Origin of the sequence: Actinomadura vinacea (assembly GCF_039532545.1) — a bacterium.
Taxonomy (GTDB): domain Bacteria; phylum Actinomycetota; class Actinomycetes; order Streptosporangiales; family Streptosporangiaceae; genus Spirillospora; species Spirillospora vinacea.
On sequence record NZ_BAAARW010000016.1, the window covers coordinates 435,838 to 451,854 of the forward strand.

At 68.6% G+C, this 16,017-nt stretch carries 15 protein-coding genes and 1 pseudogene; 13 read left to right on the plus strand and 3 right to left on the minus strand.

Annotated elements, in window-relative coordinates; genetic code table 11:
- The first annotated feature begins 50 nt into the window (after positions 1 to 50).
- The 6 genes from ABD340_RS23310 to ABD340_RS23335 are packed head-to-tail and all read left to right on the plus strand — an operon-like array spanning position 51 to position 6,839.
- Positions 51 to 1,361 carry an MFS transporter gene (locus tag ABD340_RS23310; RefSeq protein WP_344591574.1) on the plus strand — a complete coding sequence of 437 codons (1,311 nt, stop codon included), beginning with the start codon at positions 51 to 53 and terminating at the stop codon, positions 1,359 to 1,361.
- Entirely contained in the window at positions 1,361 to 2,986 is a 1,626-nt protein-coding gene (locus ABD340_RS23315; RefSeq protein ID WP_344591575.1) for an N-acyl-D-amino-acid deacylase family protein, read from the plus strand. The genes ABD340_RS23310 and ABD340_RS23315 overlap by 1 nt, the downstream gene beginning before the upstream one ends.
- Before the next feature lie 36 nt (positions 2,987 to 3,022).
- Positions 3,023 to 4,162 carry a mandelate racemase/muconate lactonizing enzyme family protein gene (locus ABD340_RS23320; RefSeq protein ID WP_344591576.1) on the plus strand — a complete coding sequence of 380 codons (1,140 nt, stop codon included), beginning with the start codon at positions 3,023 to 3,025 and terminating at the stop codon, positions 4,160 to 4,162.
- Positions 4,163 to 4,196: 34 nt separating this feature from the next.
- Entirely contained in the window at positions 4,197 to 4,967 is a 771-nt protein-coding gene (locus ABD340_RS23325) for an SDR family NAD(P)-dependent oxidoreductase (RefSeq protein ID WP_344591577.1), read from the plus strand.
- Between the two features lie 13 nt (positions 4,968 to 4,980).
- On the plus strand, positions 4,981 to 5,394 hold the full coding sequence (locus ABD340_RS23330) for a sensory rhodopsin transducer (protein ID WP_344591578.1): 414 nt from the start codon (positions 4,981 to 4,983) through the stop codon (positions 5,392 to 5,394).
- Positions 5,391 to 6,839, plus strand: a complete 1,449-nt coding sequence (locus tag ABD340_RS23335) for a sugar porter family MFS transporter (protein WP_344591579.1) — start codon at positions 5,391 to 5,393, stop codon at positions 6,837 to 6,839. The genes ABD340_RS23330 and ABD340_RS23335 overlap by 4 nt, the downstream gene beginning before the upstream one ends.
- Positions 6,840 to 7,537: 698 nt before the next feature.
- On the opposite strand, the gene ABD340_RS23340 is transcribed toward ABD340_RS23335, so the two are convergent.
- Entirely contained in the window at positions 7,538 to 8,392 is an 855-nt protein-coding gene (locus ABD340_RS23340; RefSeq protein WP_344591580.1) for an NmrA family NAD(P)-binding protein, read from the minus strand.
- 82 nt (positions 8,393 to 8,474) lie between these two features.
- On the opposite strand from ABD340_RS23340, the gene ABD340_RS23345 reads away from it, so the two are divergent.
- The 4 genes and pseudogenes from ABD340_RS23345 to ABD340_RS23360 all read left to right on the plus strand — a co-directional run.
- Complete coding sequence (locus ABD340_RS23345) at positions 8,475 to 9,425, plus strand: AraC family transcriptional regulator (RefSeq protein ID WP_344591581.1); 951 nt, start codon at positions 8,475 to 8,477, stop codon at positions 9,423 to 9,425.
- Positions 9,426 to 9,708: 283 nt separating this feature from the next.
- A complete protein-coding gene (locus ABD340_RS23350; protein ID WP_344591582.1) occupies positions 9,709 to 10,128 on the plus strand; it encodes a DMT family transporter in 420 nt (139 codons plus the stop codon).
- A gap of 53 nt (positions 10,129 to 10,181) precedes the next feature.
- On the plus strand, positions 10,182 to 10,499 hold the full coding sequence (locus ABD340_RS23355; protein ID WP_344591583.1) for a DMT family transporter: 318 nt from the start codon (positions 10,182 to 10,184) through the stop codon (positions 10,497 to 10,499).
- A gap of 12 nt (positions 10,500 to 10,511) precedes the next feature.
- Positions 10,512 to 10,829, plus strand: a pseudogene (locus ABD340_RS23360) (nucleoside deaminase); the annotation flags it as partial.
- Between the two features lie 158 nt (positions 10,830 to 10,987).
- On the opposite strand, the gene ABD340_RS23365 reads toward ABD340_RS23360, so the two are convergent.
- Both ABD340_RS23365 and ABD340_RS23370 read right to left on the minus strand, forming a co-directional pair.
- A complete protein-coding gene (locus ABD340_RS23365; RefSeq protein WP_344591584.1) occupies positions 10,988 to 11,656 on the minus strand; it encodes a sensor histidine kinase in 669 nt (222 codons plus the stop codon).
- 183 nt (positions 11,657 to 11,839) lie between these two features.
- Positions 11,840 to 12,565, minus strand: a complete 726-nt coding sequence (locus tag ABD340_RS23370) for a response regulator (protein WP_344591586.1) — start codon at positions 12,563 to 12,565, stop codon at positions 11,840 to 11,842.
- Positions 12,566 to 13,049: 484 nt separating this feature from the next.
- Between ABD340_RS23370 and ABD340_RS23375 the strand changes: the two genes are divergently transcribed.
- The 3 genes from ABD340_RS23375 to ABD340_RS23385 are packed head-to-tail and all read left to right on the plus strand — an operon-like array spanning position 13,050 to position 15,859.
- Positions 13,050 to 13,343, plus strand: coding sequence for a circadian clock KaiB family protein (locus ABD340_RS23375; RefSeq protein ID WP_344591587.1), 294 nt, complete (start codon positions 13,050 to 13,052; stop codon positions 13,341 to 13,343).
- A gap of 2 nt (positions 13,344 to 13,345) precedes the next feature.
- Positions 13,346 to 14,866, plus strand: coding sequence for a circadian clock protein KaiC (gene kaiC / locus ABD340_RS23380; protein WP_344591589.1), 1,521 nt, complete (start codon positions 13,346 to 13,348; stop codon positions 14,864 to 14,866).
- A 6-nt stretch (positions 14,867 to 14,872) separates the two neighbouring features.
- Positions 14,873 to 15,859 (plus strand): sensor histidine kinase, encoded by a 987-nt coding sequence (locus ABD340_RS23385; protein WP_344591590.1) that lies wholly within the window; start codon positions 14,873 to 14,875, stop codon positions 15,857 to 15,859.
- The last annotated feature ends 158 nt before the right edge of the window (positions 15,860 to 16,017 follow it).

Below are 16,017 nucleotides of genomic sequence, written 5' to 3' on the forward strand. Positions count from 1 at the left end.
ATCTGCCATCTACTGGTTAACGTCCACGTCATCGCGTGAGGAGGTTCGGAATGGAACCAGGAACATCGGCACGGCAGCAGGAGCGCACCGCCCCGGAGCGCCGGGTACCGGGCAAGGTCACGGGCGCCGCGGTACTGGGAACCGTGCTGGAGTGGTACGACTTCGCGGTCTACGCGGCGATGGCCTCCGTCATCGGCCGTCTGTTCTTCCCATCGGACGACCCGACGGTCTCGCTCCTGGTGACCCTCGGCTCATATGCCGTGGGATTCGTGTGCCGCCCCCTCGGCGCGATCGTCCTGGGTCGGCTCGGCGACCGCGCCGGCCGTCGCAGCATGCTCGCACTGACGATGGTGATCGTCGGCGCCTCCAGCGCCCTCATCGGCCTGCTCCCGACCTACGACTCGGTCGGCGTGCTCGCACCAGCACTGCTCGTGGCGCTGAGGATGGTCCAGGGCCTGGCGGTGGGCGCCGAGTGGACCGGTGGGGCGACGTTCCTCATCGAGTATGCCCGCACAGGTCGGCGCGGTTTGTACTCAGGCATCGTGCAGGCATCGACCGTCACCGGATTCCTGCTCGGGACGGGCGTCGCCACCGCCATTGTCCGTGGCGTTCCTGAGCAGACGGTCGACGCGTGGGGGTGGCGCGTGCCGTTCCTCGTCGGCGGCGTCGTCGCTGCGATCGGGCTGTTCGTCCGCCTCAAACTCGACGAATCCCCGGCCTACCGAGAGCTTCACGAGCCTGCGCGCTCACCTTCACCGGGCGCAGACGACGCGTGGCGTACGACTGCGCGCCGCAACTGGCTGCTCGTACTCGGCACCGTCTTCGGCGTGACGCTCTACGGGTACACAGCGACCAGCTTCCCGGCGTTCCTCACCGGCATCGACGCGCTTCCCCTGGCGGACGCCCTGACAACCAACGTGGTGGCCCTGCTGATCGAAGTCCCCTTGATCATCGCCGCGGGCGCCTGGTCCGATCGCGTCGGCCGTAAGAAGCCGATGATGGGTGCGATGGCGCTCTTCGCGCTCAGCACCTACCCCGTCTTCATGCTCGTCACCAACGGAACCATCGCCGGTGCCCTCATCGGGCAGGTCGTCTTCGTCGTCCTGTTCGCCATGGTGTCGGGCCCGATGGCCGCGATGTTCGTCGAGTTGTTCCCCACCCGGGTTCGTTCGACCGCGTTCTCCAGCTCGTACAACATCGGCGTCGCGGTCTTCGGCGGCACCGCCCCCTTCGTGAACACCTTCCTCGCGACGTCGACCGGCGTCGACGTCGCCCCGGCGTTCTACCTGATCTTCGGGGCGCTGGTCTCGCTGGCCTTTCTCAGCCGCCTGCGCGATCACCACGACCAGGAGCTCCGCTGATGCCCGCGAACACGTCCCCCGCCGTCGACCTCGTCCTGCTCGGCGGAGAGGTCGTCGACGGCACCGGAACGCCGCCGCGGCCGGCCGACGTCGCGGTCAAGGACGGCCGCGTGGTCGCGGTAGGAAGAGGTCTGCGTGCTCAGGCAGGCCGGCGCGTCGATGTCACCGGCCTGACCGTCGTCCCCGGTTTCATCGACCCGCACAGCCACAGCGACTGGTCGATCTTGGGTAACCGCGACGCCCAGAGCACCATCCGCCAGGGCGTGACGACCGAAATCGTCGGCAACTGCGGGGTCACGTACGCACCCCTGTCGCCGACGGGGGTCGCGGCGGCCCGCAAGGCCCTGCGCGCCTACGGGTACGACGGAGAGGTCACCTGGCGCGGCTTTCCGGGTCTGCTCGAGGCCGTGCACCGCCAAGGCGGGGGAACGTCGCAGAACCTCGCCTGGTTCGTCGGGCACTCGGCGCTGCGCGAGGCCGCCGAAGTGCGGGGTTCGGGTGCGGACGCCGACGGCGTCTCCCGGATGGCCCGACACCTCGAAGAGGCAATGGACGCGGGGGCACTTGGGATGTCGAGCGGGCTGGAGTACGGCTCCGGACGTGATGCGAGCACGGAAGAACTCGCCGACGTCGCCGCCACACTCTCACGGTATGACGGCATCTACGCCAGCCACATCCGCAACCGCGACGTCCACCTTCTCGACGCCGTAGCCGAGTTCCTCGCCATCGCACGGCAGGGCGGCCTTCGTGCGCAGCTGTCGCACCTCAACGTCCGGCACGGCACCGGTGCCCCTGCGGGCGCGTGGCACGAGGCCGCCGACCGACTCGCCGCCCAGCGCGATGCGGGGATGGACGTGCTCGCCGACATGACCCCCTACCCGCACGGCATCGGCTTCGCCACCGGCCTGCTGCCGGGTTGGCTGCTCGCCGACGGTCCTGACCGGGCAGCCCGGCTGCTGGGTGACGCCGCCGTCCGCTCCCGGCTGCGCGGCGACTGCGACCGGTACTGGCGGTTCGTGCACCAGGGCCAATGGGACCGCGTCACCCTCGCGTCCAGCCCGGCGACACCGGAGTGGGAGGGTCTGTCCATCCCGCAGCTTGCCGAACGCCTCGATCAGGACTGCTGGGACACGTACTTCGACATTCTTCGGGCGGCCGGCGCGGACATGCAGGACGTCCAGCTGATAGGGAGACTGTTCACCCCCGAGCATGTCGCCGAGGCGATCGCCCACCCGCTGTTCTGCCTCGGTGTCGACGGGTTCACCAGCCGCACCGACGGGCCCCTCGCCGAGCGGACCCGGCACCCGCTGTTCTTCACCGGCCACACGCACTACATCGCCCACCACGTGCTGCAGGCCGGCACCCTCACGCTCGAGGAGGCCGTGCGGAAGACGACCTCGATGGTCGCCGACCGCTTCGCCCTGCACGGGCGCGGCCGCATCCAGGCGGGGGCACATGCCGATCTCGCCGTGCTCGACCTGCCGGCCCTCAGCGCCCAGGACACGTTCGCCTACACCGGACGCTACGCATCCGGGGTGCCGCACGTCGTCGTCAACGGCCGGCTCGTCGTCCACGACAGCCTGCACCTCGGCACCCGAGCGGGTCAGTACCTGCCCCGCGGCTGACCGCACATCAGATCACGCCACCATGAAAGGAACCCCGTGAAAATCATCGACGTCAGGGCCGCCGGACTGCGCGGAGCCACGCCCGAAGGAGGCTGGCAGGAGGAGCTGACGCCGGAAGACGTCGTGCACACGCTCGTCACCGTCCATGCCGAGGACGGAATGGTCGGCATCGGCAGCGTCTTCACCAGCGAGAACCTGGTGCGAGCCGCGCTCGACACGCTGCGTCCCCTGCTCATCGGAGCCCACGCGCTGGAGCCCGAGCGCACCAGCGAGCGGCTGCACCGCAGCACCTTCTGGATGGGCCGCGGCGGTTCGATCACGCACGCCATCAGCGGCATCGACACCGCGCTGTGGGACATCCTCGGCAAGGCCACCGGGCAGCCCGTCGGCCGCCTCCTCGGCGGCCGTTACCGCGAGCGCGTCCGCCCGTACGCGTCGTTGCTCATGGACCGGCCCGAACCCCTGCGCGACCACCTGCTCCGGCTCCGGGAGAACGGCTGGACGGCGTTCAAGATCGGCTGGGGCCCGTTCGGCCGCGTCGATGACCACCTCGACGAGCGCATCGTCGCAGCCGCACGTGAAGCCGTCGGCCCGGACGCGATGCTCATGGTCGACGCCGGCGGCAGCGACAGCGCCTGGAGCCACGGCTACAAGTGGGCGCTGCGGACCGCACACATGCTGCGCGACCACGACGTGGCCTGGTTCGAGGAGCCGCTGCCCCCGGACGCGCTGGATGACTACACTCAGTTGCGCCGGCTTGCGCCCGTCGCCATCACCGGCGGCGAAGTGCTGACCCGCCGGCAGTCGTTCCACCCGTGGATCGAGGCCGGCGCGCTCGATATCGTCCAGCCGGACGTCACCAAGGTCGGTGGCACCAGCGAGCTGCGGCGCATCGGCTGGGCGGCGCACGACCACGGCATCAAGCTGATCCCGCACGGCTGGAACACCGCCGTCGGCCTCGCCACCGACCTCCAGCTCGCGTCCGCGCTGCCAGACACGGATCTCGTCGAGTACGTCACCGGATCGCCCTACATCGACGACATCACCACCCGCCCCTGGCGGCTCGACGCCGACGGCATGCTCACCATCCCCGACGAACCCGGCCTGGGCATCGACCTCGACCACGACAAGCTCGCCCACTACACCGACGCCGCCCACCTGCTGGGCCTGGCATGACCGGCCCGGCCCGCACATCCTCCAGGAGGACCCGATGACCACGCCTGCGCTTTTCATCACCGGGGCCGGATCCGGGATCGGACGTGCCGTCAGCCTGGCCGCCGCCCGCGACGGCTGGTACGTCCACGCAGCCGACATCGACCACGCGGCCGCCGCACAGACGCTGGAGCAGGTCGAACAGCGCGGCGGCCACGGCACCGGCCACGGCCTCGACGTCACCGACGCCGCCGCGGTCGCGCAGACCTTCACCGCACTCGACTCCGCGGCGGCCCCTTTGCGCGGCCTGTTCACGGCTGCGGGCATCGACACCGGCGGCGCCGCTCACGAGCTGGACCCCGCGGTGTGGCGGCGGGTGCTCGAAGTCAACGCCACCGGCACCTTCCTCGTCGTCCAGCGCGCGCTGGAGGCGATGATGCCCGGCGGCGGCAGCATCGTGCTGTGCGGTTCCCCGGCCGCCCAGGTCGGGTTCGCCGCCGGAGGCGCCACCGCGTACGGCGCATCCAAGGGTGCGATCAGCTCGATGACGCGGACGCTCGCCGTCGATTACGCGCCTTTCGGCATCCGCGTCAACGCCATCGTCCCGGGACCGACCGAAACACCCCTCATGTGGGCCAACGTGCCGCCGGCGGAGGTGGATCGCATGCGCGACCAGGTCGAACGCGAAGTCCCCCTCGGGCGCATGGCACAACCCGAGGAGATCGCCGAGTCGGTGCTGTGGCTGCTGTCCGACCGGGCCTCCTACACGACGGGATCCCTGCTTCCGTGCGACGGCGGGGTCCTGGCGAAGTCCTCGATCAGTGTCTAGCAAGGGAGAAACCGTGCAGCATCAGCCCTCACACGAACGCGAGCTCGGCGCAACACGCTGGGCGATCGGCGACGGGTGGATCCCCCCGTACAGCACGGGAGACGACCCGGCGCTCCGCAGCCACGAAAGCGTGTGCATCCTCAACAGCGGACGCCAGGACGCCGACGTCGCCATCGTCCTGTACTTCGCCGACCGCCCGCCCGCCGGCCCCTACCGAGTGACGGTTCCCGCCGCCCGCGTGCGGCACGTGACGCTCAACGAACTCGACGAGCCCGAGCCCGTACCGGTCGCGACGGACTTCTCCGCGGTCGTGACCTCGTCCCGCCCCGTCGTGGTCCAGCACACCCGCCTGGACTCGCGCCAGGCAGCGAACGCCCTGTTCAGCACCATCGCGTTCCCCTGCAGTGCCCTGGAGGAGACGCCATGACCACGACGACACCGGGCACAGCGACACCCCGCGCCACCCCGGCGTCGCCACTGGTCGTCCTGGCCACGCTCGGAGCCTCGCTGGGCGGGTTCATGTTCGGCTACGACACCGCCGTCGTCAACGGCACCGTCGACGCCATGAAAAGCGAGTTCGGCATCGGGAACGCACTGGTCGGCACCATCGTCGCGGCCGCCCTCTTCGGCGCGGCCGTGGGGGCCTTCAGCGCGGGCCCGATCGCGGACCGGCTCGGCCGACGTCCGCTCATGATGCTGGCAGGCCTCCTCTTCGTCACCACATCGCTCCTGAGCGGATTCGCGCACACGGGCACCGTCCTGGCACTGTGGCGCTTCGTCGGCGGCCTCGGCGTGGGCATCGCCTCCGTGGTCGGCCCCCTGTACATCGCCGAGATCGCACCCGCTCGCATGCGGGGACGCCTGGCGTCAGCGCAACAGATGTCGATCGTGCTCGGCATCTTCGCCGCCCTCGTCGCCAACGCCGCCCTGGTGCGCGCAGCAGGCGGCGCGGACGCCACCCTCGTATCCGGGCTGCCGGCGTGGCGGTGGATGTTCCTCGTCGCCGCGGCGCCCTCCCTTCTCTACGTCGCCGCCGGCCTCCTGCTGCCGGAGTCTCCGCGCTACCTCGTGACGCGAGACAAAGAGTCCGCTGCCGCTCGCGTGCTGGAGCGACTGCACCACATCACACCGGCCGAAGCACAACACGACGTCGAGGCGATCCGCTCGGCACTGCACAAGAAGCGGCCCGCGTGGTCGCACCTGTTCGCCGGGCCATGGCGGCTGAAGCCGATCGTCTGGGTCGGCATCGCGATCGCAGCACTGCAGGCCCTGGTCGGCATCGACGTGATCTTCTACTACTCCACGTCATTGTGGGCCCAGGCCGGGTTCGGCGAAGAGATGGCTTTCTGGCTCTCGGCCTTCACCTCGTTGATCAACGTGGTCGCCACCATCGTCGCGATCACCCTGATCGACCGCGTGGGCCGCCGCAGGCTGCTGCTGGCCGGCTCCGTCGGAATGACGGTGTCCCTCGCAACCATGGCAGTCGGCTTCGCGCAGGCGACGTCGTCCGGCGACACGGTGGCATTCGTCGCCCCGTGGGGCGCGATCACACTCATCGCCGCCAACCTCTTCGTCGCCTCCTTCGCGGTCACCTGGGGGCCGGTCGTCTGGGTACTCATCGGCGAGCTGTTCCCCAACCTCATGCGCGCACGTGCGGCCTCGCTGGCCGCAGCCGCCAACTGGGTCGCGGGAATCGTCGTGAACCTGACCTTCCCCACTCTGCGAGACCTCTCCCTCCCCGGCAGCTACGCCCTGTACGCCGCCTTCGCCCTGGCCTCCATCGTCGTGGTCGCAACAGTCCTGCCGGAGACGGCCCGTCGACCGCTGGAAGACATGAACGAGGGCGCGACCAAGCCTCGTGAGAGTTCCTGAGGATCCAGTCCCCGATCTCTACGGGGAGATCTGGAACGAGGGCGCCTGGATCGAAGAAGACGGTCTCGGCATCGGCCCACCGAGCAATCGGTGGTGACCGGGGGCATCTCCATGACCTCGCCCTCATCCTGGGAACCGGCTTCGGGGGCGGTGCCGTCAGAATCTGGGACCTGGAAACAGGCCGGAAGATCCTGACCGGCCACGGCCCGACGAACATCCTGTCTTTGACGACTGATGTCCGGGCACACCGGACCCATCCACTCCATCGCCACCGCCCGGCTCGACCATGGCATGGTCGCGATGACCGGTATCCAGGACGGAACGATCGGCATATGGGACCTGACGCGCGGACAACGGGTAGGTGAGGCCATCACAGGTCACAAGACCAAGGGAGGCCAGGAGCCGAATACCTACGCTGAGGGTGTCTGGGCGGTGGCCACCACGCAGATCACCGGTCGCCATCACCACCGGCTGCGGGGCCGTCGGCGTGTGGGACCTGACGCTGTGACGCCTCCGGCTGGACAGGCCGAAGGCGTCGGGCAACCATGCCGCCTCCCATCGCCGCCGGCCCACGAACTCACGACACCCTGTTACGCGACGCCATCAGTGGGCCGATACGCCGCCACGGCACCGAGTAGAGGGTCTTGCCGACCTTGACGTGTCTCTGAACTTGATCACGATCTTGGGCTGTTGGTCTGTCAGGCGCCATCGGAGGACTCAGCGCGAACACCCCACACACCGGTAGCGGCGGTCCTGCGGGCATACTCCGCGAAGTCATGGGGCGGTCGGCCGAGAACGCGCTCGACGGTGTCGGTCACGTTGGCCCTGCGGCCGTCGAAGACCTCGACCATCAGGCCGGCCAGTTGCGCCGCGTACTCGGTCGGCACACCTCGTCCGGTCAGCGATGAGACGAACTGCTCGGGCGTGACCGGCAGATAACGAACCTCCCTGCGGGTCACCCTCGCAATCTCGCCGACGGCATCGGCGAAGGTGAGCAGTCGTGGTCCGGTCACTTCGTGGATCTGGCCGGCGTGACCGTCCTCGGTCAGCGCCGCGACGGCGACATCCGCGATGTCCTCCGCGTCGGTGAACGGTTCCGCTACATCGCCGACCGGAAGTGCGACCACACCGGCCCGGACCTGTTCTCCGAGGAACGCCTCGCTGAAGTTCTGCGTGATGAACCCCGCCCGCACGACAGTCCACTCCGCACCCGACTCCCGCACCGCCTGTTCGCACCGCTCAGCCTCGGCAGCACCGCGGTCAGCAAGCAGGACAAGGCGACGGATGCCGCAAGCCACGGCCAGGTCTGCGAAGGAACCCACGATCCTGGCCGCGCCAGGGAACGCCGCATCAGGATAGAAGGCCACATAAGCCGCGTCCACGCCTCGCAGCGCAGGTTCCCACGTGGTGTCGTCCTGCCAGTCGAACGGCGGCTCGGCACGCCGTGAGCCAACCCGTACCGGCACGTCACGCGCTACGAGCCCGGACACGACCCGGCTTCCGGTCTTGCCTGTTCCCGCGAGGACCAAAGTTGTCGGCGCAGTCGGTGTCATGTTCCACATTCCATCGACATGCGGGGCCACGGGCCATGGTCGAGCCTCGCAGGTCCATAATCGTGCGTCTTACACTGCGCCGGTGGACCCTTTGTCGATCTTGTTGGACGGAGTCAGGGCCAGGGGCGCATTCGTGCTGCGGACCGTCCAGACCCCACCCTGGTCGGTGCAGGTGCGGGACCGGGCACCGCTCAACGTGGTGGCCGTCCTACGAGGGATGCCCTGGGTTGTGCCCAGCACCGGCGATGCGGTGCGATTGGATGCAGACGATATCGCGATCATGCGTGGCCCGGACGCGTTCACCTTCGCCGATGATCCCCGCACTCCGATCCAGGTGGTCATTCAGCCCGGCCCCCGACGGACGACCTCAGCCGGCACGGAACTGCCCGAGGTCGCGGACATGGGTGTGCGCACCTGGGTCAACGGCATGCGAGACGACGGCGCGGACGGTTCGTCGGTGCTGCTGATCGGCAAGTACCGGGGATGGGGCGAGATCGCTACGCACCTGCTCGGCGCGTTGCCGCCGTTTCTGGTGGTCCCCAGGGCCGCCCACGTCGAATCGGCGCTGGTGTCGCTACTCGCTGAGGAGACCATGCGAAACGAGCCGGGCCAGGATCTCGTGCTCGATCGATTTCTGGATCTCTTGCTGGTCGCAAGCCTCCGCGCATGGTTCTCCCGGCCCGATGCCGAAGCGCCGGCCTGGTACCGAGCCAACGGGGATCCCGTTGTCGGCACCGCCCTGCGGCTCATACACGGCCACCCGGGCCATCCCTGGACGGTGGCCGCGCTCGCGGGGCGGACCGGGGTGTCCCGGGCGACGTTGGCCCGCCGCTTCACCGACCTCATTGGTATGCCACCAATGGCATACCTCGCCGGGTGGCGAATCGACCTGGCCGCCGATCTTCTCAGGGAGTCGGACGCCACGATCGACTCCGTAGCCCGTCAGGTTGGTTATGGCAGCGCGTTCGCGCTCAGCACCGCATTCAAGCGCGAACGCGGGATCAGTCCACAACGCTACCGCGACCGGACATGACCGCCCGACCGTGGAACACGGGTATCGAGTCCAGACGCTTGGGCAGCGATTACTCCCAGCCGCTGGGTTGACGCGGTAGCAGATCGCGCAGCGGCCCTCGGACAGCGGCGCGTGCGGTGTTCGGGGGCGGGACGGGAATCGATCATGACTGGCGTGCCTTCCGAGCGCCGATTGACAACAGCATGCATGTACATGCATGCTTCTGTTCGTGCCGAGCCCGCAAAGCAGGAGCTTTGCGACTTCGCAGAACTTGCACGTACATGCATATTTTTTGGGAGGCCGTATGTCCGCCCCGCAGCACACCAACCGCCACAACGCCAGCATCGGCTGGGCCTGGCTGCTGTTCTCCTCACTGTTCGAGATCACCTTCGCGCTGTCCACCGAGGCCACCGACGGCTTCACCAGGCTCGGTCCGTCCCTGCTCACCGCAGCGGCCGCGGCGGCCGGCATCTTCACCCTCTCGCAGGCGCTGAAGACCGTGGACGTGGGCGTCGGCTACACGGTGTGGGCCGGCATCGGCGGGGTCGGCACCGTGGTGTTCGGCACGCTCATCTACGGCGAGCCGATGACCGTCTGGAAGGTGCTCGCCTTCACCCTGATCATCGGCGGCGCCCTCGGCCTGCGCATCTCCGACAGCATCGCCGCCAAGAAGACCGCCGCCGAGCAGAACGGCGCCGACCGCACGCCGCAGCCCGTCGCCTGACCCGCCTGCCCTGATCTCAGCCCGTCCCCGCAGCAGAAAGCGAGTACATCATCATGACCTGGGTCTACCTCGGCATCGCCATCGTCTTCGAAGTGATCTTCGCGCTCGGCACCAACGCCACCAAGGGCTTCACCCGCCTGTGGCCGTCCGTGCTCACCCTCCTGGCCGCCGCCTCCGGGATCTACACCCTGTCCCTGGCTCTGCGCGAACTGGACGTCTCGGTCGGCTACACCCTCTGGACCGGGCTCGGCGGCGTCGGCACCGTGATCTTCGGCGCCGTCATCTTCAAGGAGAAGATCACCTCTGCCCGCCTGGTCTCCTTCGCAGCCATCATCGGCGGCGCCGTCCTGCTGCGCCTCACGGCCGTCTGACCGGAGCACGTGATGAAGACCGACACCATCGACCACCTCATCCCGCACATCCGACACGCCGTGCGGATCAGTCAGGAACACGTCACCGAGGGTGGAATTCCCTTCTCCGGCCTCGTCGTCCGCAACGGCCGCGTCCTGGGCACCGGCTTCAACCAGGTGCGGGAGACCAACGACGCCACGGCGCACGCCGAGATCGTCGCCCTGCGCAACGCAGCGAAAAAGGCCGGCCGGTTCGGCACCGCGGGGTCCACGCTGATCGCCTCCGGGGAACCGTGCGCCCTGTGCTACATGGCCGCGCTCCACTTCAACGTCGAGCACATCGTCTTCGCCACCGGCCGTGAGACCGCGGCCGCCTACGGGTTCGACCACGGCGGTTCGTACGCCATCGAAACGGGTCCGGATGCACACCGACGACGTCGGCCATACCTGTCATCGAACGAATTCAGCAACGGCACCCCGTTGACCTCAATGATGTACCGGACCATGCGTCACACAGCGGGGAGCCGGAGCACGAAGCGTGCGCCGCCGGTGGCCGAGTCCCCGACATCCAGCATCCCCGAGTGGGCATGGGCGATCTCGCGGGAGATCGTCAGGCCGAGGCCGGCTCCCCGGCCGTCGAGCTCGTAGCCCGCCGTAAGCCGGGTGTGCCTTTCGAAGATCTTTTCCCGTTCGGCCTCGGCGATTCCCGCACCATCGTCGGCGACGACCACTTCGGCGCCGTCCCGGTCCTGGCGGACCTCGATCTCAACGCTCCCCGCGGCGTGCCGCTGAGCGTTGTCCAGCAAGTTGGTGAGCAACCGGCCGAGCTGGACACGGCACGCGTTGACGATCACTCCGGGCTCCAACCGGAGCTCGTTGCTCACCCGGTCGCTGCGTCGCAAGACCTCTGCGTAGACCAGCTCCGCCAAGTCCAGATTCTCCCGGGTCCCGTTGCCATCGCCTAGGCGAGCCCGCGCGAGGACGTCGGTGATGATCGCTTCAAGCCGGTCCACATCGCCCAATGCGCGCTCAAGTGTCTCGCGCAGTGGCGTCTCCCCGGGGGCCAGCCAAGCCTGCTCCAGCTGTGCACGCAGCCCCGCCAGCGGGGATCGCAGGTCATGCGCGACCTCAGCGATCGTCCATCCCTGTGTTCGACGCTCCTCTTCGATGGACGTCAACCCTCTCAGCGCCTCCGAGTCGTGGATGCCGTCACTGCCCCGTACCTGGGGCCCGGCGTTTTTCACCCGAGGTTTCGAGACCTCGACGGCCTCTCATCAACCTCCGATATAGCGAGGCTAAAATGAGTAAACAGCGCATTTCACCCCCCAGATGGTCCGATGGCCACCCCCAAATGGGCTGGATCAGCGGCGTTCTCCGCGCGTCCGCGGGTCGGGCAGGAGACCGGCCCGGGTGGCCACGAGGACGGCCTCGAGCTGGCTGTGCGCGTCCAGTTTCATCAGGACGTTCTTGACATGCCCACGAGCGGTGTGCACGCTCACGACCAGCCGCTCCGCGATCGCACGGGGATCGAGCCCCTCCCCCATCAGAGTCAGGACCTCCAACTCGCGCCCGGTCAGTCCCGCACGCTTTGCACGATCGGCCCGCGATTGCGCACCGGTCCTGAGGCCTTCGAGAAGCACGGGAAGCGCAAGGCTCTCCACCAGGATCCTCGTACTGACCGGGGCTCGGATCGCCGCGAGGATGTCCGGGAAGGCGCTGTCCTTTGCGATGAAACCGGCGGCGCCCGCCCCCGCCGCGGCCGTGAGGTTGCCGGCGGTGGCATGCCCGGTCAGGATGAGGACCCTTGTCTCCGGGCAAGATCGCCTGATCCGCCTTGTGCCCTCGATTCCGTCGAGATCGGGGAGGTGGAGGTCCATGAGCACGACATCTGGGTTCTCCGCCACGGCGAGCCGGACGGCCTCCTCGACCGTTCCCACCGCGCCGACGCACTCCATGTCGGGCTGGGCGTCGATCGCGATCTCCAGAGCGCCCGCAAGCGTCTGCTGATCGTCGACCACGAGAATCCGGGTCATCGGATACCGCCGCACGCCAATGATCGAAACACCTGTAGAGAGCCGGACCGACATGCTCGGGGAGCCATGTTCAACCGTGCCGATCGCACCAGATGCCCCACGGCCTCGTCCAGCGGCCCTCATTCCGAGCCTACCCGCGGCGGGTCGTCGCGAAGCAGAGTCCCGCCGGACCTGGCCGCCCATGCAAAGCCCTGCTTGGTGTCGACGGCGGTTCACGGCGCCTCGGCGGGAACCAGCTGGTCCTTTACCACGACGAGAACCAAACACGCTGCTCAGAGCCCATACTCCCCGAGCACCGGGCCGTAACATTGTGTGAGGTGGCGGACCTGAGCATGGGTCTCGCGCAACTAACCAGAGAACGCACGGTCCGGCACCCGGCGGCCTCCGGCAGGCTCTGGGACGACGCCCGCGGGGCGTTGGCACCGCCGTCTGGTCAACGGGTCCTCCCGTGGTGACGGTGTGGGGATGGGCGTGATCACGAAATTGGAGGGGCGGCCATCTCAACCCGCGAACGGCGGCCAGTGGGAGCGGGGCTGAGATGATCTACGCCTTTCGACTGTACGTGGCCGGGGACACGGCCCGATCCCAGGCGGCGGCGTCCAACCTGCGATTTCTCTGTGAGTCGCGGCTGCGAAGCAACTACGAGCTCGAAGTGGTCGACGCCGTGGAGCAGCCCGAACTGGCCGAGCAGGAACGGATCATCGCCACCCCGACCGTGCTCAGGCTGGCCCCCTTGCCGCAGCTGCGGGTGATCGGGGACCTGTCCGACCACGAGCGGGCCGCCGCCTTCCTCGGCCTCCCCGGTCTGGACGAGTTCCCGGAAAGGTGGTGACGATGACCGGCACCGACTCAGACCCGATCGAGCGGCTGGCCACCGGCATGAGCAGCTTCGACCAGGTCGCGATGGGCGGGTTGCCGACCGGTCGGTCCTCGCTCGTGACCGGCACGACCGGGAGCGGCAAGACGCTCTTCGCCGTCGAGTACCTCGCCCGCGGCATTCAGCGCTACGACCAGCACGGCGTCTTCGTGACCTTCGAGGAGACCGCGGCCGACATCCGCCGCAACTCGCGGTCCCTCGGCTTCGACATCGCGAACTGGGAGGCGGATGGGAAGTGGATCTTCGTCGACGCGTCGGCGGACACGACGCAGGAGGGGCCGACCATCGGCACCTACGACTTCGGCGCGCTCGTGGCCCGCATCGACCACGCGGTCCGCAGGGTCGGGGCCAGCCGGGTATCGCTCGACTCACTCGGCGCGATCTTCACCCGGTTCGGCGACATCGGGATGGTGCGCCACGAGCTGTTCCGGATGGCCGGAGCGCTCGAGACGCTGGGCGTCACCGCTGTGCTCACCGCTGAACGCCACGCGGAGTACAACTCCGTGTCGCGCTACGGAGTCGAGGAGTTCGTGCTCGACAACGTCATCATCCTGCGCAACGTGCTGCGGGGGGAGCGGCGCCGCCGCACGGTCGAGATCGTCAAGCTGCGCGGGGCGGCGCACCACACCGGGGAATGGCTGTTCACCATCGACCCGCGGGAAGGCATGGTGATCATCCCGCTCGCCTTCCTCGTCCCGCGCGAGCGTGCGTCGCGCGAACGCGTCTCCACCGGCAACGCCGCGCTGGACCGGATGGTCGGCGGCGGGGTGTTCCGGGACGCGGTCACCTTGATCAGCGGACCGACCGGCACGGGCAAGACACTGACCTCGCTGCGCTTCGCCGACGCCGCGTACCAGGCCGGTGAGCGCTGCGTGCTCTACACCTTCGACGAGACCCGCGAGCAGCTCGCCCGCAACGCCACAGGCTGGGGGATGGACCTGCACGCCATGGAGTCCTCCGGGTTCGCCCGGATACTCGCCGACTACCCGGAGGTGGCTTCGCTGGAAGACCATTTCCTCAGGCTGCACCGAGCGATCCAGGACTTCCGACCGCAGCGGCTGATCATCGACCCGCTGTCCGCGCTGGAACGCATCGTCACCCCGCGGGCACTGCTCGACTTCGTCATCGCACTCGGCGCGCTGCTCCGCCAGCACGAGATCACCACGCTGCTCACCTCGGCCCCGACCGGGCGGGTGACGCCGGTGGCGACACCGGCGATCGCCATGGAGATCGCCAGCCTCGCCGACGTCACCATCCTGCTGCGCTACGTCGAGCGCGTCGGGTCGGTCGATCGCTGCATCGCCGTGCTGCAGACCCGCGGATCCGACCATGACCAGAGCGTCCGCCAGGTGTCGATCGACAGCGCGGGCATGCACATCGGTGCGCCCCTGACCACCCTCGCCCAGATCGTTCCAGGCAGTGGTTACGCGACCGAGGTGCAATTTATCCCGGAACCGCCGGACGAGTCGCCTAAGTGAGACGCGATGGGTGAGCCTCGACTGCCGGAGTGGACGTCCGAGTACGGGATCGTCGCGGTCGACGAGCTCGGGATCATCCGGCTGTGCAACCAGACCGCTGAAGAGCTCTTCGGCCGACCGGCCGACGAACTCGTCGGCAGCCCGTTCGGCTTCCCACTGACCGCCGGTGCCTCGACCGACCTCGATCTCGCCATCCCCGGCAAACGCAAGCGGGTGGTCGAGATGCGGGTCACCACGATGAACCTGGAGGGCGAGCAACTCTACCTGGTGGTGCTGCGGGACGCCGCGCGACGTCGGAAGGCGGAGCTCAAGCTGTCCAGGGCACTGGAACGGCAGAACACCGTGATCGCCATGGCGGCGCACGAGCTCAGCAGCCCGCTGGCGGCCATCGGCGCCCTGGCGTCCACGTTGCGCGACCCCGAGGCTCGGCTCAGCGAGGAGCGGCGAGCACAGGCCCTCGACCGCATCGCCGAGCGCACCGCCTACCTCCAGGAGCTCGTACGCAGACTGCTCACCGCGTCGCGCCTGGAAGCCAGGACGGAGCCCGGCCACATGGCGCGGGTGTCCGTGCTCGAACTCGTCCTCGGGCGACTGGCCGACCGCGAAGACCCAGCGCGGGAAGTGCGCGTGTCGTGCCCGTCCGACCTGGACGTCCTCGCCGACCGCAGCGAGCTCTTCGAGATGCTCAGCAACTACCTGGACAACGCCTTCGCCTACGGCCGCCCGCCGATCGACATCCGGGCGCAGCCAGAGGACGGCGCGCGGGTGGTGATCCGGGTCTGTGACCATGGTCCAGGCGTACCCGAGGAGTTCCTGCCCGATCTGTTCGAGCGCTTCACCCGCGCCCCCAGCGCCGCGCGACAAGCCGAAGGAACCGGTCTCGGGTTGTGGATCGTCCGCACCCTCGCCCGCGCCAATCACGGCACCGCCTGGTACGAACCGAGCGAGGAGGGCGGTGCCTGCTTCTGCCTCGGGCTGAGCCGGGCACGGTGATCTCAAGGAAGATTCCGCAGGCAGCCCCCATTCGTGGACTCACCGATCCCTTGGCGAGCATCCAGCACCACTCCGGCGTTCTGACACCGTCCGAACGGGCCTGGCTTGGCAAACGCGTCGCCGCCCTCACCGAAGCATGGAACACCCTCCCCTTTCAG

Bases quoted from the DNA above. Each gene is read 5' to 3' on its own strand.
- ABD340_RS23325 (WP_344591577.1), top strand. From the start codon at position 4,197: ATGACCACGCCTGCGCTTTTCATCACCGGGGCCGGATCCGGGATCGGA.
- kaiC (WP_344591589.1), top strand. From the start codon at position 13,346: ATGACCGGCACCGACTCAGACCCGATCGAGCGGCTGGCCACCGGCATG.
- ABD340_RS23315 (WP_344591575.1), top strand. From the start codon at position 1,361: ATGCCCGCGAACACGTCCCCCGCCGTCGACCTCGTCCTGCTCGGCGGA.
- ABD340_RS23340 (WP_344591580.1), bottom strand. From the start codon at position 8,392: ATGACACCGACTGCGCCGACAACTTTGGTCCTCGCGGGAACAGGCAAG.
- ABD340_RS23310 (WP_344591574.1), top strand. From the start codon at position 51: ATGGAACCAGGAACATCGGCACGGCAGCAGGAGCGCACCGCCCCGGAG.
- ABD340_RS23355 (WP_344591583.1), top strand. From the start codon at position 10,182: ATGACCTGGGTCTACCTCGGCATCGCCATCGTCTTCGAAGTGATCTTC.
- ABD340_RS23370 (WP_344591586.1), bottom strand. From the start codon at position 12,565: ATGTCGGTCCGGCTCTCTACAGGTGTTTCGATCATTGGCGTGCGGCGG.
- ABD340_RS23350 (WP_344591582.1), top strand. From the start codon at position 9,709: ATGTCCGCCCCGCAGCACACCAACCGCCACAACGCCAGCATCGGCTGG.
- ABD340_RS23335 (WP_344591579.1), top strand. From the start codon at position 5,391: ATGACCACGACGACACCGGGCACAGCGACACCCCGCGCCACCCCGGCG.
- ABD340_RS23385 (WP_344591590.1), top strand. From the start codon at position 14,873: ATGGGTGAGCCTCGACTGCCGGAGTGGACGTCCGAGTACGGGATCGTC.
- ABD340_RS23375 (WP_344591587.1), top strand. From the start codon at position 13,050: ATGATCTACGCCTTTCGACTGTACGTGGCCGGGGACACGGCCCGATCC.